The sequence below is a fragment of the Streptomyces sp. NPDC033966 genome (assembly GCF_055575955.1).
Window position 1 is genome coordinate 652,768 of sequence record NZ_JBVIRQ010000002.1, and the last position, 20,883, is coordinate 673,650.

The following is a 20,883-nucleotide window of genomic DNA, read 5'->3' on the forward strand; positions in this document are numbered from 1 at the left end:
TCCGGGCCGGGCGGTGGTCGCAGCCACGGCACCGCCCGGCCCGGCACGGTGACGCGGGTCCGGCTCCGCTCCGGAGCCGGACCCGCGTCACGTCGTCAGCGCTGCAGTGTCAGCAGACCCGGCCGGTAGGGCAGGAGGCCGTAGTCGACGCCGTCGGAGCTGGGGCTGCGTCCCTGGTAGAGCAACTGCAGGTTGCAGGGATCGACGGTCATGGTCTGATCGGCGGTGGTGCGGATCAGTTCACCATGGCTGATGTCGTTGGTCCACGTGGCACCGCTGTTGGCCTTGCCGGCGAAGGGGTTGCTCTCGGTGGCGGCCTGCGGGGTCCACGAGCCGTTCAGGCTGGAGGCCGTGAACGAGCGGAAGTAGCGCTGCTCATTCGCACCCCGAGCCTCAACGATCATGAGGTACTGGTTCTGGCCCTGGACCTTGTAGACCTGCGGCGCCTCGAACAGGTTCTTCACCGTGTCGCTCATGACCGTCGTGTACGACGAGCCGAAGCTGCCCGGGAAGTTCCCGATCGGCATGCTCGCCCGGTAGATCTTGCCGTTGTCACCGGCGAAGAACAGGTACATGTTCTGGTCGTCACCGATGATCGTCTGGTCGATGGGTGCGGCTCCGGCGCCGATGCTTCCGGAGAAGAGCTCCTGCGGTGATGACCAGCCGTTCGGGTTGGTGGGGTCGTTCGACGTCCGGTAGGAGAACGCGGTCGCACCCCATTGGTAGGTGAGCACCCAGATGTTCTTCGGCGCGAAGTAGAACAGCGTCGGCGCGACGGTGCCGGTCGACATCGTGTTCTGGCCGGCCGATCCCATCTCCGACCAGTTGGAGAACAGGCCGAAGTTCATCGAGCCCCAGCTGTTCCCCGTGTCGTGCGTCGTGGCGTAGACGAGTTGCTTGCCGTTGTAGGGGGCGACGGTGAAGTCCTTGAGCGAGACCCACCCCGACTTGGGCTGCGCCAGCGCGCCCGTCGATGCCCAGCGGTAGGTCGACGGAAGACTGCACGGGCCGGGGGTGCCGCCGCCGACCGGGACGAGCTGCCACTGCTGGTTGGTGCCGCCCCAGTCGTCGTACTGGACGATGTTCGCGTTGTCGGCGGTGGAGCCGCCTTGTACCTCGAGGGCCTTGTTGCTGTGGCGCGCGATGAGCCTCACGTACCCGTCCGAGCTGTCGGCCAGCCGCCACTGCTGGTTGGTGCCGTTCAGGTCGGTCCACTGGACGATCGCGGCGCCGTTCGCGGTGGAGCGGTTCTGGACGTCCAGCACCTTGCCGGAGTGGCGGGACTTGATGCGGTAATAGCCGCCGCCGGAGTCGACGAACTGCCACAGCTGCTGGTTCTGGTCGTTCCTGGTCCACTGGGTGATGCGCGCGCCGTCGCTGGTCGCCAGGTTGTAGACGTCAAGGGCCTTGCCGCTGTTGCGGTTGACCAGCGCATACGAGGCATTGGGGTCGACGGTCGCCGCGGCGGCGGGCGGGGCACTGAGGAGAGTGGCCCCGAGCAGCAAGGACGACAGGACCGCGAGTACGAGACTCAGGATCAGGGGTGGATGGCGAAACCGCATCAGAAGAGCTCCTTTGGGAGGTGGGTCGGCCCCGACGCACCGCGGAGGGGCCGCGTCGGGAAGTCAGGTACGGAATAGGTGTCGAGCCGGCCGCACATGCCGAAGCACTGGTGCTCCGGGCGCTCCAGCCGTGACACTGCGCCGTGGTCGAGGTGGGAGAGGTCTCCGGCCTTCAGCCGTTCCAGCTGACGGCCGGTCGTGAGGGCTGCGGCCAGGGCGCCGTCACGCCAGCGGATCCGCCAGGCGTCCAGGAGTTCGCTCTTCAGGCGGTGGGCCGCGATGTGGAACTCCTGCAGCCCGCCTTCGCGCAAGGCCAGGAAACCCTCGAGTGCCAGGTCGCGGCGGCGGCGCGCTGCCGCGGAACGGTCGCCGCTCAGGCCGGCCGCCCGGCGGTAGGCGTGGGGATCGGCCAGCACAGGGGCGGGGAAGGTGAAGACGGCGTCGCCCGCCTCGGGGAGTCCGCTGTTCTGCATGAGCACCACGAGGCGCAGGCCGCCGTCGTTGACGAGGCGGTGGATCGTGCCGGGGGTGAACCAGACGACGTCGCCGGGGAGCAGCGGGGTGTCGGTGAAGGCGGAGGTGGTGAGGGTCTGGACGCTGCCCGCGCCGGCGATGACGACGTAGGCCTCGGAGCAGACGAGGTGCATGTGGGGCGTGCCGCCGCACAGCCCGTCGGCGGCCTCCCAGTCGTAGACGGTCAGCCCGGAGATCCCCACGCCGCCGGGGAACGGGGTCACCACGGGTGTTCCGCCATGTGGCGGGACAGGCGCCCGGGGGTCCATGCGCCGTCGGCCACGACGATCCGGTAGCGGCGCGACAGGGTGTCGCCCGGCGCCAGGGGCAGTTCCTTGTCGAACGCCAGGGACGGGTTGACGGCGGGGATGGGCTCGCTGCGGACGAACCAGTGGCAGGGGGCGTCGGGATCGTCCAGGAACAGGAGCGTGGAGGAGCGGTCGACCTCGTCGTGGGTGCCGATGAAGGCCAGCCAGTCGCCCTGCTCGCCCATCGCGGGGCCGATCACTTCGCCGCCGGCGAACTCGCGCGGGCCGCGCCAGAACAGGCCGGAGTATCCGGCGAGCTCTCTGCCCTGCGTGCCGGGGCTGCCGAACACCAGACCGCTGTCGCGGACGTTGGTCAGCGCGGTGGTGACGTCCAGGGTCCAGAAGTCGGCCCCCACGTCGTGTGCGGTGAGCGTGCGGCGCTCGTCGATCACGCGCTCCCCCGCCATCGTGATCCAGGCCAGGGCTTCGGTGATCACGGCGCGGCCGTGGCCCGTTTCGGCGGACACGGCGAGGCTGTGCATCGTGCCGAGGTTCGGCAGGTCCACGTAGCCCTGGCCGCGCAGGTAGGTGCCGCCGCCCCAGAAGTTCTGCCCCGACACCCACGACGCCGTGATCTGGATGCCCTTGTGCCAGCGGTGGTCGTGCGGCCGGTACCCGGTGACCACGTCGCCGGCGAGCGTGCGTACCGGATGCAGGTAGGGCTTCGGCGCCTCGAAGGGGTCCATGACCGACCGGTGCACGTACCGGAAGAGGTCGACGTCGCGAGCCCGGACGGTCAGCGAGTCCTCGTTCTGGAGGAGTTCGAACGTCACCGGAACACCCCCGGGCGCCCTCCGCTGAGCGAGCCGTAGAACGGGTCGGCCGCGTCGATCTCACCGCGCCGGACCGGCAGGCCGGTGAGCGCGGCCTTGTACAGGGCGGTGACCAGTTCCATGGTGGGCCTGCCGAGATCGGGCCGGATCCCCGCCTCGTAGTCGTCCAGGAAGGCCGCGAGCTGGGCGGTGTGCGAGCTGGGCACGTCGTCCGGCGGCTCCCACTTCACGCCCGGCGACCTCGTGGTGAAGGTCCAGTCCGCGTTGGAGTAGCCGTACAGGTGCCGCAGCTCGACCGTGGCGTCGGTGAGATCGAAGCGCAGGTAGCTCTCCTCGCGGGGGGAGAGGACGCTGTTGACGACCGTCGCGATGGCTCCGTCGTCGAACCGGACCAGGGCCGCGGACACGTCCTCGGTCTGGACTTCGCGCGCGAGGCGGCCGGCCATCGCGCGTACCTCGGTCCATTCGCCGAGCACCGCGAGCATCAGGTCCATCTGGTGGATGCCGTGGCCCAGGGTCGGGCCGCCGCCCTCGCTCTCCCAGGTGCCGCGCCAGGGGACCTCGTAGTAGGCGTCGTCGCGGTACCACGCGGTGACGCACTGCGCGACGAGCGGACGGCCCAGGGTGCCGGCCGTGATCCGGTCGCGCAGGTACCGGGCCCCCGAGCCGTACCTGTGCTGGAACACCGCGCCCGCGAAGGCGGGCCCTTCGGCGCGGCGGATCCGGTCGAGCTCGGCCAGCGACCGGGCCACCGGCTTCTCGCACCACACCCACGCCTGCGCCTCCAGGCAGGCCACGGCCTGTTCGGCGTGCAGGAAGGGAGGCGTGCACAGGTGCACGAGGTCAGGGCTCTGCTCCCCCAGCATCGTGTGCAGGTCGGTGTAGACCGCGGGGACGCCGTGTTCGGCCGCGAACGCCTCGGCGCGCGCGGCGTCCACGTCGACGGCTGCCACGATCCGGACCCGGTGCGCCTGCGCGCGGAGGGCCGGAACGTGGCAGATGCCCGCGATCCCGCCCGTTCCGACGATCGCCGTCCTGATCATCCGCCCAGCACCTCCTTGATCGAGTGGTAGGCGGGCTTGGGCAGCAGGTTCTCGTCGTAGGGCAGCGCCGCGCCCTCGCCGGGGAAGACGGAGGGGATCCACGAGTACTTGTCCATGTAGTCCCAGATGGTGACTCCGACGCACTTCTTGACCGCCAGGCAGGCCTTGACGTAGTCGGCGTACCAGGTGGCCTGGGTGGCGAGCTTTTCCGGGGTCGCGGGGAGGGCCATCCGGATGTCGAGCTCGGTGACCGCGACGTCGACCCCGAGGTCGGCGAAGCGCTGCATGTTCTGCCGGACGTCGCCTGGGAAGCCGTACTGGAGCGCCAGGTGGCCCTGGATGCCGAAGCCGTCCACCGGGACGCCGTCGGCCTTCAGCTGCTTGATCAGGGTGTGGTAGGCGTCGCTCTTAGGGCCCATGCCGTCGACGTTGTAGTCGTTGAGGTACAGCTTGGCGTGCCGGTCGGCCTCGTGGGCCCAGCGCAGGGCGTCGGCGATGTAGCCGGGGCCGAGCGTCTTGTAGAAGAGCGATTCGCGGTAGGTGCCGTCCTCGTTGAAGGCCTCGTTGACGACGTCCCAGTGGATCACCTGGCCCTTGAAGTGCCGGACCTCCGTCTGGATGTGGTTCTTGAGGACGGCGCGCAGCTCGTCGGCGCTCCAGGTGCGCTCGGTGAGCCATGCGGGGAGCTGGTTGTGCCAGATGAGGGTGTGGCCGCGGACCTTCTGGTGGTGGGCCTTGGCGAACGCGACGACCTTGTCGGCGTCGGTGAAGTCGAAGACGCCGCGCTCGGGCTCGGTGGCGTACCACTTCATGGCGTTACCGGGGGTGGTCTGGCCGAATTCGCTGCCGAGGAGCTTCAGGTAGGCGGCGTCGGTGAACTCGGGGTTGTCGGTGGCGGAGCCGAAGTACTTGTGGTGCTTCGCGGCCAGTTCGCCGAGCGTCCTGGGACGGGGCTCGGCGGCTGCGGGCGCTGCGGCGAGGCCGGCCGAGAGGCAGACGGCGGCGGACAGGGCGGTGAGGATCCGGGACACGGGAAGGGACATGACGGGTTGCTCCTCGGGGTGCGGGCGGATCAGTCGAGGACGATCGTGGTCAGCGCGCGCGGGGCGAGCGTCGCCGTGAGGGTCGTGCCGTGCGTGGAGACGATGTCGGCCGGGGTGATCGAGCGGGTACCGTCGGTGACGTAGCCGTCGGGGTGCCGGTCGTGCCCGCCGCGAAGGGAGAACTCGGCGGAGCTTTCGGTGGTCGCGGTGTTGAGGACTTCGATCACGCGGCTGCCGTCGGAGTTGCGGAAGGCCGTGATCCGCAGTGCCGGGTCGGCGTTCGTGACCGGCACGCGGACGGCGCCGGGGCGGATGAACCGGCTGAAGGCGGCCAGCGCCCAGTACCGCTTGGACACCCGGTAGTCGTCGCCGGGGTTGGCGAGCTGGATGAGCCCGCGGGTCGCTCCGAGGGACGCGCCGGTCCAGTAGACGTAGGCACTGGCGTTGCCGACGGTCAGGGTGTTCTGGATGTCGGCGGCGACGGCGAGACCGTCGTAGCCGCTGCCGTCGTCCCAGTTCTCGTTCCAGGTGGCGCCGTCCGGAGACCATTCCGACATCCACACCCGCTTGTCGGTCGGCTGCGGGACCGCGGTCGGACCGCTGTAGCGGTGGCCGGTGACGGTCCGCACGGAAGCGTCGGCGGCGGGGTCCGCCTCGATGGCCTCGGTGTACGCGACCTGCCGGTCCCAGCCCGCGGCGTCGCAGCAGACAAGCCCGGCCTTCAGTCCAGATGCGCGGACGGCCGGCCCGAGCACCTTGAGGAAGTCGACGGCCTGCTGCGGGGTGAACCGCATCGAGGCGTAGGTCGCCGTCCAGTCGGGTTCGTTGGTGAATCCCAGGTCGGTGATCCCGATGCCTTCCTGACGGTAGAACTTCGCGTACTGCACGAGGTAGTCCGCGTAGGCCTGACGCCATTCGGGCCGCAGCTCGCCGCCGTTGTTCTCGCTCCCGTTGGTCTTCATGAAGGCCGGGGCGCTCCAGGCGTCGGCGTAGAACCGTTTGACGCCGTAGGCCTTGGCCTCCTTGGCGAGCCAGACCTGGCCGCCGTCCCAGCCGTCCCAGACGTACTTCGGTGGGGCGTCCGGCCCGCCGGGATCGGCCGGCAGGATCGTCGGCATGTGGTCGTAGACCCTGTCGGTCGACGACCCGATGCCCAGGCGCAGGATCGAGAGGCCCGCGCCCTTGTCCTCGCTGAGCAGCAGGTCGAGCACCTCGCGCTGCTTGGCCGGGCTGAGGCCGCGCGCGCCGTGCAGCAGGTCGGCCCGCTGGAAGGCCATCGAGAAGCCGAATCCGTCGATGGGCTGGAGCGCCGTGCGGAAGTCGATGCCGTTGCGCGCGGGGGCTGGGGCGGGGGCGGGCGCGGCCACGGCCTGCGATGTTAGCGCTAACAAAAATGGGACTGCCACTGCGATCAGACGTTTCACCATGTCTCCTCGGGGGTGGAGGTCGGGCGGGACGGGTCAGCCCTTGGTGGCGCCCGCCGTGAGGCCGCCGATCAACTGCCGCTCGGCGACGGCGTAGAACGCGAGGGCGGGGACCATGGCGAGCACGATGTAGGCGAGGACGAGCGCGTAGTCGGTCGAGTACTGGCCCTGGAACTGCTGGACTCCGACCGGGATGGTCTGCCATTTCGGGTCGTTGAACACCAGCAGCGGCAGGAAGAAGTTGTTCCAGCTCGCGACGATCGCCAGCACCGACACGGTGCCGAGCGCCGGACGCGCCATCGGCAGCAGGATCTTCCAGAAGAAGCGGAACTTGCCGCAGCCGTCCATGATGGCCGCCTCCTCGACCTCCGCCGGGATGGTCCGGAAGAAGCCGCGCAGGATGATGATCGTCATGGGGAGCCCGAAGGCCGCCTGCGGGAGGATCACTCCGAGCGGGTTGTCGAGCAGGTCGAAGTTGCGCAGCAGCAGGAACAGCGGCAGGACGGCCACGGCGAACGGGAACATGAGCCCGATCGTGAACAGCGTGTAGAACAGCTCCCTGCCCCGGAAGGCGTAGCGGGCCAGCACGAACGCCGCCATCGCGGAGGCCGCCACCGTGCAGCACGTCGTGCCGATCGCGATGCCCGCACTGTTGGCGATCTGCCGCCAGAACATTCCGTCGCCGAGGATGCCGGTGTAGTTGCCGGCCTTCCAGTGTCCGGGCAGCCCGAACGGGTTGGTCGTCAGTTCGCCGGTGCTCTTGAACCCGGAGATCACCGCGTAGACCAGCGGCACGACGACGAACGCGCCGATCAGCCAGACCACGGCGTGCAGCGACAGGCCTCGTGCCGTCCTGCGTGCGTTCATCGGCCACCTCCCGGGGTGACGGCCCCGCTCAGGTCACGGCGGAGCACGTAGCGCTGGTAGAAGAGGGAGAAGACCAGGCTGATCATGAACAGCACCACGCTGATCGCACTGGCATAGCCGACCTGGTAGCGCTTGAACCCGAACTGGAACATCGAGATCGCCATGGTCTCGGAGGAGTGGTTGGGCCCGCCCGCCGTCATGACCCACACCAGGTCGAAGAGTTGGATGGCCCCGATGATCGAAAGGAAGGCGCTGATCCGGATCGTCGGGCCGAGCAGCGGCAGCGTCACGTGCCGGAAGCGCTGCCATGCGCCCGCGCCGTCGATGGAGGCGGCCTCCAGGATCTCGTTCGGGATGCTCTGCAGTCCGGCGAGGAAGAGCATCATGTGGAAGCCGAAGTACTTCCAGGTCATGACCACGAACAGGGTCGGCATGACCGTCGAGGGATCGGCGAGCCACTTCCCCTGCAGCCCCTCCAGGCCGAGGGCGCCGGCGAGGTGGTCGGCCATTCCGGCACCGGGAAGGAAGATCATCGTGAAGAGGACCGCCGTGACCACCTCGGACAGGACGTACGGCGCGAAGAACAGCATCCGGTAGACGGCCCGGCCGCGCAGCCGCTGGTTGAGCAGGACCGCGGTGAACAGCGCGAACGGCAACTGCACCGTGATCGACAGGGCGATGAGGTACAGCCCGCGCCTCAGATCGCCGAGGAAGACCTGATCGCGCAAGAGCGTGGCGTAGTTCTCGAAGCCGATGAAGTCGTCCAGGGGGCCGACCCCGCCCCACTTGAAGAAGCCGGTGTAGACGGCGACGACGATCGGGGCGAGGACGAAGACGAGGAAGAGGACCAGAGCCGGGACGAGGAACCAGGCGACCGACGCCCAGCTTCTCCACCCGCGCAGGAGCGACCGTGCCGGGGCGGGCGGGCGCGCCGGCACGGCGCCCTTCGTCCGCTCCTCGGTCAGGGTGGACACGGAGCTAGGCACCCTTCGCAGCCTCGGTGATCGACTTGGTGACCTGCTCGGGCGTCTTCTTGCCCGCGATGAGGTCGGCGACGCTGTCGTTGACCTCCTGGCCCACCGCGGGCGGGTAGGCCTGGTCGAGGAAGAGCTGGAAGCCCGTCGCCTTGACCAGGCTGTCGGCCACCACCTTTCTGTTGGGCTCGGTGAGCTGGCTCTCCGCGCCCTTGACCACCGGCAGGTAGCCGTTGGAGGCCAGCAGCTTGGACTCGTTCTCCAGCACGAAGAACTTCAGGAAGTCCAGTGCCTCCTTCGGGGCGCCCTTGCGCAGCGCGAAGCCGCTGCCACCGCCGAACACCTCGGTGGCCCGGCCGACGCCGCCGTCGACCGTCGGGAAGGGGAAGAAGCCCAGGTCCGCTCCGAGGTCCGCGCCCGCGTCCTTCTGCACCGACGGTGCCCACTGCCCCATCAGCTCCATGGCGGCCTTGCCGTTGCCCATGGTCGCGGCCTGGCCGCCGGGGGTGGAGTACCCGGCGCCGAGGAAGCCCGTCTGGAACGGCTGGAGGTCGACCAGTTCCTTGAGGTGGGCGCCCGCCTGGACGAAGCCGGCGCCGGTGAAGTCCTTGGTGGTCGCGGCCTGCTGCAGCGCGGGGAGGCCCGCGACGCGCATCGCGAGGTAGGCCCAGTAGTAGTGGCCCGGCCATTTCTCCTTGCCCGCGAGGGCGATCGGAGTGACGCCCGCCGCCTTGAGCTTCTTGACGTCTTCGAGGAACTCGGCCCAGGTGGCCGGCGGAGCGGTGATCCCGGCCTGGGCGAAGAGCTTCTTGTTGTACCAGAAGCCGACCATGCCGACGTCGTAGGGCACCGCGTAGGTCCGGCCCTCGAACTGATAGGCCTGCAGCGAGACCGGGGTGAGCTCGGACGACCAGCCGAACGCCTCGGTGAGGTCCTCGACCAGCCCCGCGTCGACCTGCTGCCGCAGAACGCCGCCGCCCCAGGTCTGGAAGACATCGGGGAGCTTGCCCGATGAAGTGTTGGCCGTCAGCTTGGACTTGAACGCCTCGTTCTCCAACGAGGTCGTGTTGATCGTGATGTTCGGGTGAGCGGTCGTGAACGCCGAGGAGATCTGCGGGAACAGGGACTTGCCCGGTTCCGTCGTGGCGATGTTCCACCACGCGAAGGCCACCTTGCCGTCTGCCGCCGACCCCGAGCCGGAGCCCCCGCCGCCGCAGGCCGCGGTGAGCGAGACGGACAGAGCGGTCAGGCCCGAGAGCGCGAGGAAGCTTCGCCGACTCGGGGGTGTGCTGGCCATGGGACCTCCGGGGTGGGGAATGCCGGTTCGGTTCGAAAATGTTTCGTAACATTCTCGAATTGGTGCTGCCACAAACTAGGAACGTGAAGCCCCCCGGTCAAGGCTTCTCACCGAATTTGCCGTCTGCAGTAGCCCTCTTGTGGGTTGACAACCAGGTCACGACGACCGGAAACTCTTCGAAAGTTTGCGATACCTGTCGCCAACCCAAGGCGTCCGCGCGGAGGAGAGAATTGAGCGAGCAGCGCCCGACCCTGGCCGTCATCGCCGCTGAGGCGGGGGTCTCCCAGGCCACCGTGTCCAAGGTGGTCAACGGCCGCTCCGACGTCGCACCCGCGACACGCGAACGGATCGAGAGCCTGCTGCGCTCCCACAACTACCTCCACCCCGGCGCGCAGGCCAGGGCCCGCAGGTCCGGCCTGGTCGACCTGATCATCGGCGGTCTGGACAGCGCGTGGGCAGTGGAGATACTGCGCGGCGTCGAAGCCGAGTGCGCCCAGCGGAGCGTCGGCACCGTCGTATCGCTCGTCCCGCCGGGCGAGGCCACGCCTTCGAGCTGGGCCGCACTGCCGGTCCTGCACCACAGCGACGGCGTCATCCTCGTCACCGCCTCGGTCACCCAGGCCCAGCGCGCCCAGGTCGAACAGGCCGGGGTGGCGCTCGTGGTCATCGACCCGATCGACCTGCCGGGCAACGGTGTGCCGAGCATCGGCGCGACCAACTGGGCGGGCGGCCTCGCCGCCACGGAACACCTGCTGGAGCTGGGGCACCGCCGGATCGCCGCGATCGGCGGGCGCAAGGAGATGCTCTGCAGCCAGGCCCGCATCGACGGGTACCGCGCCGCGCTGGAGCGGGCCGGGATCGAGGTCGACCGCGACCTGATCCGGTTCGGTGACTTCCAGCACGAGGGCGGGTTCCAGCGCGCCCGGGAACTGCTCGCCCTCCCCGAGCCGCCGACCGCCGTCTTCGCCGGCAGCGACCAGCAGGCGATGGGCGTCTACGAAGCCGCCCGGCAGGCCGGGCTGAGCGTCCCGCAGGACCTCAGCGTGGTCGGCTTCGACGACCTGCCGATGTGCGAATGGCTGTCCCCGCCGCTGACGACGGTGCGTCAGCCGCTGGAGGAGATGGGCCGGCTCGCCGCCCGCACACTCTTCCAGCTCCTGGACGGCCAGCCCCTGGTCAGCCCCCGGATGGAGCTCTCGACCGAGCTCAAGGTCCGGCTCTCCACCGCCCCGCCCCGCTCCTAGGAGAACTCCTTGACCGAGCCCTGGCGTGACCCCCTCATGCCCGTGTCCCTACGAGTCGCCGATCTGCTGAAACGGATGACGCTGGAGGAGAAGGCGGGTCAGCTCGCCGGCTTCTGGGCGCTTCCCTCGGATCCGGGCGCACCCGTCGCGCCGATGGAGGACGAATCCGGCGAGTCCGCGCCCGGCCTCGACGACATCGTCGCCCACGGCCTCGGCCAGCTCACCCGGGTGTACGGAACCGCGCCGATCACCGCGGAAGCCGGGATGGAGCGGCTCGCCTCGCTCCAGCGGCAGGTGACCGGAGCCGGCCGGTTCGGGATACCGGCGGTCGCCCACGAGGAGTGCCTCACCGGGTTCATGACGTTCGGAGCGACGGTCTTCCCCGGGCCACTGGCCTGGGGCGCCTCCTTCGATCCCGGACTCGTGCGCCGGATGGCCGCCGCCATCGGTGCGGGGATGCGGCGGGTCGGCGTACACCAGGGGCTGGCTCCGGTGCTCGACGTGGTCCGCGACTACCGGTGGGGCAGGACCGAGGAGTGCATCGGCGAGGACCCCTATCTCGTCGGAGCGATCGGCACCGCCTATGTGCAGGGCTTGGAGGGCGCCGGGATCGTGGCGACGCTCAAGCACTTCGCCGGGTACTCGGCCTCGCGCGGCGGCCGGAACATGGCCCCCGTCGCCTCGGGACCGCGCGAGTTCGCCGACGTACTGGTGGAGCCCTTCGTACGGGCGCTGCGCGAGGGGGGCGCCCGGTCGGTGATGAACAGCTACACCGACGTGGACGGCGTTCCGGTGGCCGCCGACGCACGGCTGCTGACCGAACTGCTCAGGGACGAGCTGGGGTTCAGCGGCGTGGTCGTCGCCGACTACTACGCCGTCTCCTTCCTGGAGACCCGGCACGGTGTCACCGGATCGCGGGGCGCGGCCGGCGCGCTGGCGCTGACCGCCGGAATCGACGTCGAGCTGCCCACGGCCCGGTGCTACGGCGAGCCGCTGACCGAGCTCGTGCGGGCGGGAAGCGTGCCCGAGGAGCTCATCGACCGGGCCGCGGAACGGGTCCTGCTCCAGAAGGCCGAGCTCGGCCTGCTCGACCCCGACTGGGAACCCGTCAAGCCGGAGCCGGTCGACCTCGACCCGCCGGAGAACCGGGCACTGGCCAGGCTCCTGGCCGAACGGTCCACCGTGCTGCTCGCCAACGACGGCATCCTGCCGCTGCGGCCGTGCCGGGTCGCGATCAGCGGACCGTACGCCGACGACCCCCAGTCCTTCCTCGGCTGCTACTCCTTCCCCAACCACGTCGCGCTGCCCGGGGACCTCGGGCTGGAGATCCCGACGCTCGGCGAGGCGCTCACCGCCGCCGGGTTCACGGTCACCGCGGAGGATCCGGACGTGAACCTGCTCGTGCTCGGGGACCGGGCCGGCATGTTCGGCCTGGGCACCTCCGGAGAGGGCTGCGACGCCGAGACCCTCGACCTGCCCGGCGGCCAGGCCGCACTGGCCTCCGCCGTTCTGGACTCGGAGGTGCCGACCGTCCTGGTCCTCGTCTCCGGACGGCCCTACGCGCTCGGCACGCTGGCGGAGCGCGCATCGGCCGTGGTGCAGGCCTTCTTCCCCGGCGAGGAGGGCGGGACGGCGCTGGCCCGGATCATCAGCGGTGCCGCGGAACCGTCCGGGCGGCTGCCCGTCTCCATCCCCCGCCAGGTCGGCGGCCAGCCCGGCACCTATCTGCACGCCAGGCTCGGCGGGCACACCGACTGGAGCTCGGTGGACCCGACCCCGCTGTTCCCGTTCGGCCACGGCCTGAGCTGGACCAGCTTCACCTGCTCGGAGCTCTCGGTGGATCCCGTCGCCGCGACGGACGGGGCCGCCGCCGTGTCGGTCACCGTGCGCAACGTCGGTGAGGTGGCCGGGACCGAGGTGGTCCAGCTGTACCTCTCCGACCCCGTGGCGTCCGTCGTCCGGCCGCAGCGGTGGCTCGCCGGATTCGCCAGGGTCGAGCTCCGGCCGGGCGCGGCCGCCCGGGTCACCTTCTCGGTCCATGCCGACCGGACCTCCTTCACCGGGCTCGACCTGCGCAGAAGAGTGGAGCCCGGGGAGATCGGCGTGGCCGTCGGACGGTCCAGCGGCGATCTTCCGCTCCAGGGCTCCTTCACTCTGGAGGGCCCCGTACGCCACCCCGCGGCCGACCGGGTGCTGTCCGTGCCGGTCGAGATCGCCCCGGTTCCATGACCGGTTACCACGGTGATCCCGTGCTGCCCGGGTTCCGGCCCGACCCGTCCGTCTGCCGGGTGGGAGCGGACTACTACCTGGTGACGTCCAGCTTCGAATGGTTCCCGGGCCTTCCCGTGTTCCACAGCCGCGACCTCGTGAACTGGCGGCGCATCGGCTCCGCGCTCGACCGGGCGTCCCAGCTCGACCTCGACGGGTGCGAGCCCTCCCGGGGTCTGTTCGCGCCGACGATCCGGCACCATGACGGGGTCTTCCACCTCGTCTGCACGCTGATGGACGGCCCGGGTCATTTCGTCGTCACCGCGACCGACCCGGCGGGGCCGTGGTCGGAGCCCCACTGGTTGGAGGGCGAGGGCTTCGACCCGTCGCTGTTCTTCGACGACGTGCCGGACGACGGCGAGGGCGAGGGCGACGGCGACGGCGACGGCGACGGCGACGGCAACGGCCGGGCCTGGTTCACCGCCGCCCGCGTGGTGGACGAGGCCGCGGGCCGCACCGAGATCTGGATGCGCGAATACCTTCCCCGGGAACGACGGCTGACGGGACCCGAGCACGTCCTGTGGTCGGGGAGCCACCCCGGCGCCCGATGGTCGGAAGCCCCGCACCTCTACAAGACCGGCGGCACCTACCTCCTGGTCACCGCCGAGGGCGGCACCGATGTGGACCACAGCGTGGTGGCCGCCCGCGCCGACCGCGTGACCGGCCCCTACGAGGGCGCCCCCGGCAATCCGGTGCTACCGCCCGCCGAGGGTCCGGTCACCTGCACCGGGCACGCCGACCTCGTCCAGACCCCGAACGGCGACTGGCGGGCCGTCCTCCTGGGCGTCCGCCCCGGCTCCGCCCTCGGCCGCGAGACCTTCCTCAGCCGGATCACCTGGGACGCGGGCTGGCCGGTCTTCTCCCCCGTCGTCCACACCGGCCTCCGCCGCACCGTCCACGACGACTTCGCCACGCTCTCCGCGGACTGGAGCAGCCTGCGCACACCGCCGGAGCGTTTCTGGACCACCGGCGACGGGCTCCGCCTCCGGCTCCGCCACGAACGCCTCGGCGAACGCACCACCCCGTCCCTGCTGGCCCGCCCCCAGGAACAGCCCGACTGCGACGTCTCCACCGAACTGCACTTCACCCCCACCGCACCGGAGGAGCAGGCGGGCCTCGCCGTAGTCCTCGACGACGACGCCCATCTCCTCTTCCTCCGCACCGCGGAAGGACTCAGCCTCCGCCGCGGGGCCGAGGTCCTGGCCGGCGTTCCCGTCCCCCCGGGCCCCGTTCGCCTGGGGGTCCGCATCCGCGGCTTCAGCCACACCTTCGCCCACGCGGCACCCGACGGAGCCTGGCAGGACCTGACCACCGTCGAAGCCACCTTCCTCACCCCGCTGTTCACCAGCATCCAGCTCGGCCTCTACGCCACCTCCAACGGCCGTCCCTCCACCAGCCAAGCCCACTTCACGCGGTTCGACATCACGTACCCGAGCCCCCAGGAACCGCCGGGCAGGCGTTAGCACTCGTGCGGCAGCGGGACCGCGCCGGGATCGGGGTGCGCCCGGGGCAGCCGCTCCATGGAAGAACTACTCCCCACCCCCTCCGGAGGTAGAACCATGCGCAAGTCCGTCCGCGCCGCATCCGCCCTGCTGGCCGGTGCCCTCACCGCCGGTCTCGGCCTGATCAACGCCGGCCTGGCGTACGCCGCCGACCCGACCACCATGACCAGCGGCTTCTACACCGACCCCGACAACTCCGCGCTGCGGTGGACCAACGCGAACCCCGGCGACGGGCGGGCGGCGGCGATCCGGACGTCCATCGCCAACACCCCGGCGGCCCGCTGGTTCGGCAACTGGAGCGGCGACATCGGCGCCGCCACCGGCGCCTACGTCGGCCGCGCGGACTCCCACGACAAGTTGCCGGTCCTGGTCGCGTACAACATCCCCAACCGGGACATCTGCGCCGGTCACTCCGGCGGCGGCGCCGGGAGCCGCGCCGCGTACGACGCCTGGATCGCCGCCTTCGCCAGTGGCATCGGCAGCCGCCCGGCCGTCGTCGTCCTCGAACCCGACGCGCTCGGCCACGAGAGCTGCATGACAGCCGCTCAGATCGCCGAGCGCAACGCCATGCTGAAGAACGCGATCGCCCAGTTCAATGCCAAGGCACCCAACACCTGGGTCTACCTCGACGCCGGGAACCCCGGCTGGATCGGCGCCTCGACCATGGCGCAGCAGCTCGCCGCCGCCGGGGTCGGCGGGGCGCGCGGCTTCGTACTGAACGTCTCCAACTACTTCACCACCGACCAGAACACCGCCTACGGCAACGCGGTCAACTCCGCCCTGGGCTCTTACGGCTACACCAAGCCGTTCGTCGTCGACACCAGCCGCAACGGCAACGGCTCCAACGGCGAGTGGTGCAACCCCGCCGGCCGCCGGATCGGTACTCCCACCCAGCGCGGCGGCGGTGCCGAGATGCTGCTGTGGATCAAGATCCCCGGCGAGTCCGACGGCAACTGCGGCGTCGGGACCGGCTCCTCGGCCGGACAGTTCCTGCCGGAGGTCGCCTACAAGATGATCTACGGCTACTGACCCTCACCCGATCTTTCAGCAGCAGTGCGGTCGAGCGATTCTCGTCGAAATAGTTTCGACGAGAATCGCTTTATGAAAAGCGGCTATTGGGCTGTACAGAGGGGCCGGATTTCCGAAAGCCTTTCGAAAGTCTTGACATGTTTCTGCGGTGTTTCCAGACTGAGGCCCGAGGCGATGCCCCCCGGCTGTGTCCGGGTGCCGGGTGCCGGCCTTGGATCTTCACACCCCGGCGGTGAGCGTCCTTTGTCAATGGACGCGGGCGTCGTTCACGCGGATGCACCCTGCCGCGCTCCGATCCTTCCGTGCTTTCTGTCCTGGAGGCTCTTTCATGGGCTCACATGCCATTCCCCCATCCACCGTCCGCCGGAAGACCGGCGTTCTTCGCACGGCGCTGGTCGCCGGCGTCCTCGGTTCGGCCGCCATGCTGGTGGTTCCGCCGGCCTCACACGCCGCCGAGAGCACGCTCGGTGGCGCGGCGGCGCAGAGCGGCCGTTACTTCGGCACCGCCGTCGCCTCGGGCAGGCTGGGCGACTCGGCGTACACGACGATCGCGGGCCGCGAGTTCAACATGGTGACGCCCGAGAACGAGATGAAGATCGACGCCACCGAACCCCAGCAGGGCCAGTTCAACTTCGCCGCAGGTGACCGCGTCCACAACTGGGCGGTGCAGAACGGCAAGCAGGTACGCGGCCACACCCTGGCCTGGCACTCGCAGCAGCCCGGATGGATGCAGAACCTCAGCGGCAGCGCGTTGCGCCAGGCGATGACCCACCACATCAACGGCGTGATGGCCCACTACAAGGGCAAGATCGTCCAGTGGGACGTCGTGAACGAGGCCTTCGCCGACGGCAGTTCGGGGGCCCGGCGCGACTCCAACCTGCAGCGCACCGGCAACGACTGGATCGAGGTCGCCTTCCGCACCGCGCGGGCCGCCGACCCGGCCGCCAAGCTCTGCTACAACGACTACAACGTCGAGAACTGGACCTGGGCCAAGACCCAGGCCATGTACGCCATGGTCCGGGACTTCAAGCAGCGCGGAGTGCCGATCGACTGCGTCGGCTTCCAGTCCCACTTCAACAACGACAGCCCGTACAACAGCAACTTCCGCACCACCCTGCAGAGCTTCGCCGCCCTCGGCGTCGACGTGGCCGTCACCGAACTCGACATCCAGGGCGCCTCGCCCACGACCTACGCCAACGTGACCAACGACTGCCTGGCCGTCCCGCGCTGCCTCGGCATCACCGTCTGGGGCGTGCGCGACACCGACTCCTGGCGGTCGGAGCAATCGCCGCTGCTGTTCGACGGCAACGGCAACAAGAAGCCCGCCTACACCTCCGTGCTCAACGCGCTCAACTCCGGCTCCTCCACCCCCACTCCGACTCCCACGCCCGGGTCCGGACCGGTCAAGGGCGTCGGTTCGGGCCGCTGCCTGGACGTGCCCGGTGCCAGTACCGCCGACGGCACCCAGCTCAACCTGTGGGACTGCAACAACCGCACCAACCAGCAGTGGTCCTACACCGCCGGGGGCGAGCTCAAGGTCTACGGCGACAAGTGCCTGGACGCCGCCGGCACCGGCAACGGCACCAAGGTCCAGATCTACAACTGCTGGGGCGGCGACAACCAGAAGTGGCGCCTCAACTCCGACGGGTCCATCGTCGGAGTCCAGTCCGGACTCTGCCTCGACGCCGCCGGCACCGGCACCGCCAACGGCACCCTGATCCAGCTCTACTCCTGCTCGGGCGGCAGCAACCAGCGCTGGACCCGCACCTGAGGGCTGTCCCGCAACTGGCCTTCGGCGCGGGACCGGTCGGCTGAGATCGGATCCTGGGTCCCGCCCGGGGAGATGAGCGGGGCCCCTGCTATCGTGCGCCGATGTCAACGATCAAGCAGTTCCAAGTGACCTTCGACTGCGCGGAACCTGCCCGCCTCGCCGCCTTCTGGTGCGAGGTGCTGGGGTACGTCGTACCGACAGTCCCGGAGGGCTTCACCACGTGGGAGGAGTACCACCACTCCCTGCCACCTGAGGATGAGATCTACTTCGGGTGCACTGATCCCTCGGGTGTGGGCCCGCGCGTGCTCTTCCAGCGGGTTCCCGAAGGCAAGGTCGTCAAGAACCGCCTGCATCTCGATGTGCGGGTCGGTACCGGCCTCGTGGGTGACGAGCGCCTGGCCACACTCGAGGCCGAATGCGCACGGCTGATGGCGCTCGGCGCGAAACACGTGCTGACGCAGCGCGCCGATGGCGTCAACGAGTCGTGCATCACGATGCAGGACATCGAGGGCAACGAGTTCTGCCTCGACTGACCTCTCAGGTGTGCTCGCGCTTCCAGCCCGGCAACTAAACAGCGGGGCGAGCTGGCGCATCGTCAGGAGTGGAGCCAGGATCATCCTGGCTCCACTCCTTCGTCGTGGTGACCGTTCAGGAGCAGAGTGCCCCGTTGAGGGTGTAGCGCGCCGGGATCGCGTTGGTGCCCGAATACGTCGCCTGGAAGCCGAAGCCCACGCTGCCGCCGGGCTCCAGCGTGCCGTTCCACCCGGCGTCCCGGGCGGTGACCGTGCTGCCCGACTGGGTCACCGTGGCGTTCCAGCCGTTGCTGATCCGCTGATCACCCGCGAAGCTCCAGCCGAGGGTCCAGCCGGAGATCGTCGAGGTTCCGGTGTTCCTCACGGTCACCGTCGCGGTGAAACCGTTGCCCCAGGCGTTGTCGATCCGGTACGCCACCGTGCAGGAGGAGGCCGGCGCGTCGTCGTCCGCCTCCGTCGCCGTGAACGTCGCCGGCTGCACGCCAGGACCACCGGCCGTGAAGGCCGCGCTGCCCGGCGACGCGTCGGCGTCCTGCGCGGCGAGGACCGAAACCTGCTGCACCGTCGCCCAGTTGGCCGGGGTGAAGACCAGGGTCGCGGCCGCCGACAGGTCCTCGTCGCCGGAGTTCCGGGCCACCGTCACCGTCACGTTCTGCGCGGGCGCGGCCGAGAGCCGCACGCCCACCGTCGCCGAGCCGCCCTCCGGGACCGTCACGGCCGCCGGTGCCACCTGGACCGCGGGCGCCGCCGGGGCGCCGCGCCGCTCGGCCGCGAAGGCCGCCAGCCAGGCCAGCGAGGCGTTCCAGTTGATGGCCACCTCGTTGGTGGAGTACGAGCCGATGTCGTCCACGTAGCACGCCGCCGGTGCGCAGCCCGCCAGCTTCTCCTTGGCCACCGGGTCCTCCAGGCCGGCGTTCGGCCCTCCCGCGAAGGAACCGGCGGGCGGGTGCGGCAGCGAGGCGTCGTTCTGATGCGCCCAGAACCGGTGGTGCTGGTTCTCGGAGTGGCGCTCGCCGTAGCCGGTGACGTAGGAGAGGTCGAGGGCGTTACGGCCGAGCAGGTAGTCCAAGGACTCCAGCGCTCCGGCCCGGTAACGCTGTTGCCCGGTGATCTCGTACGCGACGGCCAGCACCATCGCGTTGTTGGTGACGGAACTGTTGGAGCCCCACACGTACCCGGTGGCGGGGAGCGGCACCGCGTAGCCCTGTCCGGACATCGTGGACAGATGGCCGTCGGCGGCCGTGGTCAGCAGGCCGCGCAGCCGGGTCACGTCGTCGGCGGGCAGGGTCACGCCGGGGACGGTGGCGAGGGTGATGCGGCCGAGCGTCGCGGTGCCGCCCCACCAGAACGCGTCGACGGGCTTGGCGTGGTGCGGGGAGGAGGTGACGGCGTCCCGGTACTGGGACTCGCCGGTGGTGGCCAGGAGTTCCGCCGCCGCCCAGTAGAACTCGTCGGAGACGTCGGCGTCCTCGTACGCACCGCCGCCGGTGCTGTCGCCCGCCGGGGCGAGCACGTTCGGATTGGCCTTGGCGGCCGTCCAGGCTCGACGGGCCGCATCCAGGCAGCGCGCGGAGAACGCGGCGTCGTACGGCGCGTACACCCGGGCGCACTGCGCGGCCGAGGCCGCCAGGTTCAGCGTCGCGGCAGTCGACGGCTTGTGCAACTCACGCTGCTCGGAATCCAGTTCCGGCCGGGTCGGCAAGGCGGTCCACTTGGCGTCGTGCATCTTGTGGAAGGCCATCCCGGCCATCGGCTTCCCGGCCGGGACCTGCATCCGCAGCAGGAACTCCAACTCCCAACGGGCCTCGTCCAGCACGTCCGGCGTCCCGTTGCCGCGCTCCGGCACCCGCAGCGTCGCATCGCCGAGCGCCGCTTCGCCGCCGGAACGGCGGGCCCGCTCGAAGGAGTTGACCATCTCCCAGACCGAGATGCCGCCGTTGACCACGTACTTGCCCTGGTCGCCCGCGTCGTACCAGCCGCCGCGCACGTCCAGTTGGTAGTCGCACACCCCGGATTGGCAGGGGACGCCGGTGTCGCCCTTGTTCGGGGCGACGCCCAGGTGGCCGGCGGGGCGGGCGTATGCGCTGCCGCCCGCCAGGGCGGCGTCGATCGCGATGCCGCTGCGCTGCTGGTAGAAGAACGACATGCTGTCGGCGCGCAGTCCGTCGTACAGGGACGCGGAGATGTCGAAGGGGTGGCTGGTCCGGCCGTCGACGACCAGGGTGAAACCGGTGCCGGTGCCGGTGTACGCGCCGAAGTCGACCAGGTGCGTGGACTGGCCGGACGCCTGGTCGGCGCCGCGCACCGCGGTGGCGCCCGAAGCGGCCACCGCGCCGGAGGCGTCGCGCAGCTGCCAGGCGAGCGGGGCGGTCGCGGAGCTGGCCACGGTGGCCCGCTTGGGGCCGTCGGGCAGGTAGCCGAGCTGGTTGACCCGGACGGGCGAGTCGGCAGCGGCGGCCACGGTGGCGGCAGCCGCGACCGGAACGGTGAGGGCGGTCGCGGACAGGCCGCCGACCGCCAGCGCGAAGCCGGCGAGCACGGCGGCCGCGCGACGTGGCACGCCGCGGGCGGAGGTGACTGGGGGCACGGTGAAGCCTTCCTCGGTGGGTGAGGGGCAGAGTGGGAGCGCTCCCAATCAAGCCAGGCACCTGATGGACCCGTCAACCCACCGGTACGAACCGGTAGTTGAGCGAACCGCATCCGAGAACAGGCCCACTGCCACCACAGCCCCA

16 protein-coding genes are annotated in these 20,883 nt (G+C 70.2%); 6 read left to right on the top strand and 10 right to left on the bottom strand.

Annotated elements, in window-relative coordinates; all coding sequences use genetic code 11:
• Positions 1–95 precede the first annotated feature (95 nt).
• From ACZ518_RS08470 to ACZ518_RS08510, 9 genes are all read right to left on the bottom strand, one after another.
• Positions 96–1,562, bottom strand: coding sequence for a non-reducing end alpha-L-arabinofuranosidase family hydrolase (locus ACZ518_RS08470; protein WP_469112234.1), 1,467 nt, complete (start codon positions 1,560–1,562; stop codon positions 96–98).
• Positions 1,562–2,344 carry a cupin domain-containing protein gene (locus ACZ518_RS08475; RefSeq protein ID WP_469112235.1) on the bottom strand — a complete coding sequence of 261 codons (783 nt, stop codon included), beginning with the start codon at positions 2,342–2,344 and terminating at the stop codon, positions 1,562–1,564. Before ACZ518_RS08475 ends, ACZ518_RS08470 begins: the two co-directional genes overlap by 1 nt.
• Positions 2,296–3,156, bottom strand: a complete 861-nt coding sequence (locus tag ACZ518_RS08480; protein WP_469112236.1) for a DUF6807 domain-containing protein — start codon at positions 3,154–3,156, stop codon at positions 2,296–2,298. The genes ACZ518_RS08475 and ACZ518_RS08480 overlap by 49 nt, the downstream gene beginning before the upstream one ends.
• Positions 3,153–4,199, bottom strand: coding sequence for a Gfo/Idh/MocA family protein (locus ACZ518_RS08485; protein ID WP_469112237.1), 1,047 nt, complete (start codon positions 4,197–4,199; stop codon positions 3,153–3,155). Before ACZ518_RS08485 ends, ACZ518_RS08480 begins: the two co-directional genes overlap by 4 nt.
• The gene (locus ACZ518_RS08490) at positions 4,196–5,242 is read right to left on the bottom strand and encodes a glycoside hydrolase family 10 protein (protein ID WP_469112238.1); all 1,047 of its coding nucleotides are present in this window, start codon (positions 5,240–5,242) and stop codon (positions 4,196–4,198) included. The genes ACZ518_RS08485 and ACZ518_RS08490 overlap by 4 nt, the downstream gene beginning before the upstream one ends.
• A gap of 29 nt (positions 5,243–5,271) precedes the next feature.
• The gene (locus ACZ518_RS08495; protein ID WP_469112239.1) at positions 5,272–6,609 is read right to left on the bottom strand and encodes a glycoside hydrolase family 30 protein; all 1,338 of its coding nucleotides are present in this window, start codon (positions 6,607–6,609) and stop codon (positions 5,272–5,274) included.
• Positions 6,610–6,702: 93 nt separating this feature from the next.
• A complete protein-coding gene (locus ACZ518_RS08500; protein WP_469112240.1) occupies positions 6,703–7,533 on the bottom strand; it encodes a carbohydrate ABC transporter permease in 831 nt (276 codons plus the stop codon).
• Complete coding sequence (locus ACZ518_RS08505; RefSeq protein ID WP_469112351.1) at positions 7,530–8,435, bottom strand: carbohydrate ABC transporter permease; 906 nt, start codon at positions 8,433–8,435, stop codon at positions 7,530–7,532. Before ACZ518_RS08505 ends, ACZ518_RS08500 begins: the two co-directional genes overlap by 4 nt.
• Before the next feature lie 76 nt (positions 8,436–8,511).
• Positions 8,512–9,804, bottom strand: a complete 1,293-nt coding sequence (locus tag ACZ518_RS08510; RefSeq protein ID WP_469112241.1) for an extracellular solute-binding protein — start codon at positions 9,802–9,804, stop codon at positions 8,512–8,514.
• Positions 9,805–10,034: 230 nt separating this feature from the next.
• On the opposite strand from ACZ518_RS08510, the gene ACZ518_RS08515 reads away from it, so the two are divergent.
• From ACZ518_RS08515 to ACZ518_RS08540, 6 genes are all read left to right on the top strand, one after another.
• The gene (locus tag ACZ518_RS08515; RefSeq protein ID WP_469112242.1) at positions 10,035–11,048 is read left to right on the top strand and encodes a LacI family DNA-binding transcriptional regulator; all 1,014 of its coding nucleotides are present in this window, start codon (positions 10,035–10,037) and stop codon (positions 11,046–11,048) included.
• 9 nt (positions 11,049–11,057) lie between these two features.
• Complete coding sequence (locus ACZ518_RS08520) at positions 11,058–13,277, top strand: glycoside hydrolase family 3 N-terminal domain-containing protein (RefSeq protein WP_469112243.1); 2,220 nt, start codon at positions 11,058–11,060, stop codon at positions 13,275–13,277.
• Positions 13,274–14,779, top strand: coding sequence for a glycoside hydrolase family 43 protein (locus ACZ518_RS08525; RefSeq protein ID WP_469112244.1), 1,506 nt, complete (start codon positions 13,274–13,276; stop codon positions 14,777–14,779). The genes ACZ518_RS08520 and ACZ518_RS08525 overlap by 4 nt, the downstream gene beginning before the upstream one ends.
• A 96-nt stretch (positions 14,780–14,875) precedes the next feature.
• A complete protein-coding gene (locus ACZ518_RS08530; RefSeq protein WP_469112245.1) occupies positions 14,876–15,847 on the top strand; it encodes a glycoside hydrolase family 6 protein in 972 nt (323 codons plus the stop codon).
• A gap of 328 nt (positions 15,848–16,175) precedes the next feature.
• On the top strand, positions 16,176–17,618 hold the full coding sequence (locus tag ACZ518_RS08535) for an endo-1,4-beta-xylanase (RefSeq protein WP_469112246.1): 1,443 nt from the start codon (positions 16,176–16,178) through the stop codon (positions 17,616–17,618).
• A gap of 101 nt (positions 17,619–17,719) precedes the next feature.
• Positions 17,720–18,151: a VOC family protein gene (locus ACZ518_RS08540; protein ID WP_469112247.1), complete on the top strand. Its 432-nt coding sequence runs from the start codon at positions 17,720–17,722 to the stop codon at positions 18,149–18,151.
• A gap of 115 nt (positions 18,152–18,266) precedes the next feature.
• Here the strand turns inward: ACZ518_RS08540 and ACZ518_RS08545 are convergent, their stop codons facing one another.
• Entirely contained in the window at positions 18,267–20,738 is a 2,472-nt protein-coding gene (locus tag ACZ518_RS08545) for a glycoside hydrolase family 9 protein (RefSeq protein WP_469112248.1), read from the bottom strand.
• Positions 20,739–20,883 lie beyond the last annotated feature (145 nt).

Coding starts and splice junctions, on each gene's coding strand:
- ACZ518_RS08470 (WP_469112234.1), bottom strand. CDS start 1,562: ATGCGGTTTCGCCATCCACCCCTGATCCTGAGTCTCGTACTCGCGGTC.
- ACZ518_RS08475 (WP_469112235.1), bottom strand. CDS start 2,344: ATGGACCCCCGGGCGCCTGTCCCGCCACATGGCGGAACACCCGTGGTG.
- ACZ518_RS08485 (WP_469112237.1), bottom strand. CDS start 4,199: ATGATCAGGACGGCGATCGTCGGAACGGGCGGGATCGCGGGCATCTGC.
- ACZ518_RS08490 (WP_469112238.1), bottom strand. CDS start 5,242: ATGTCCCTTCCCGTGTCCCGGATCCTCACCGCCCTGTCCGCCGCCGTC.
- ACZ518_RS08500 (WP_469112240.1), bottom strand. CDS start 7,533: ATGAACGCACGCAGGACGGCACGAGGCCTGTCGCTGCACGCCGTGGTC.
- ACZ518_RS08510 (WP_469112241.1), bottom strand. CDS start 9,804: ATGGCCAGCACACCCCCGAGTCGGCGAAGCTTCCTCGCGCTCTCGGGC.
- ACZ518_RS08525 (WP_469112244.1), top strand. CDS start 13,274: ATGACCGGTTACCACGGTGATCCCGTGCTGCCCGGGTTCCGGCCCGAC.
- ACZ518_RS08530 (WP_469112245.1), top strand. CDS start 14,876: ATGCGCAAGTCCGTCCGCGCCGCATCCGCCCTGCTGGCCGGTGCCCTC.
- ACZ518_RS08535 (WP_469112246.1), top strand. CDS start 16,176: ATGGGCTCACATGCCATTCCCCCATCCACCGTCCGCCGGAAGACCGGC.
- ACZ518_RS08540 (WP_469112247.1), top strand. CDS start 17,720: ATGTCAACGATCAAGCAGTTCCAAGTGACCTTCGACTGCGCGGAACCT.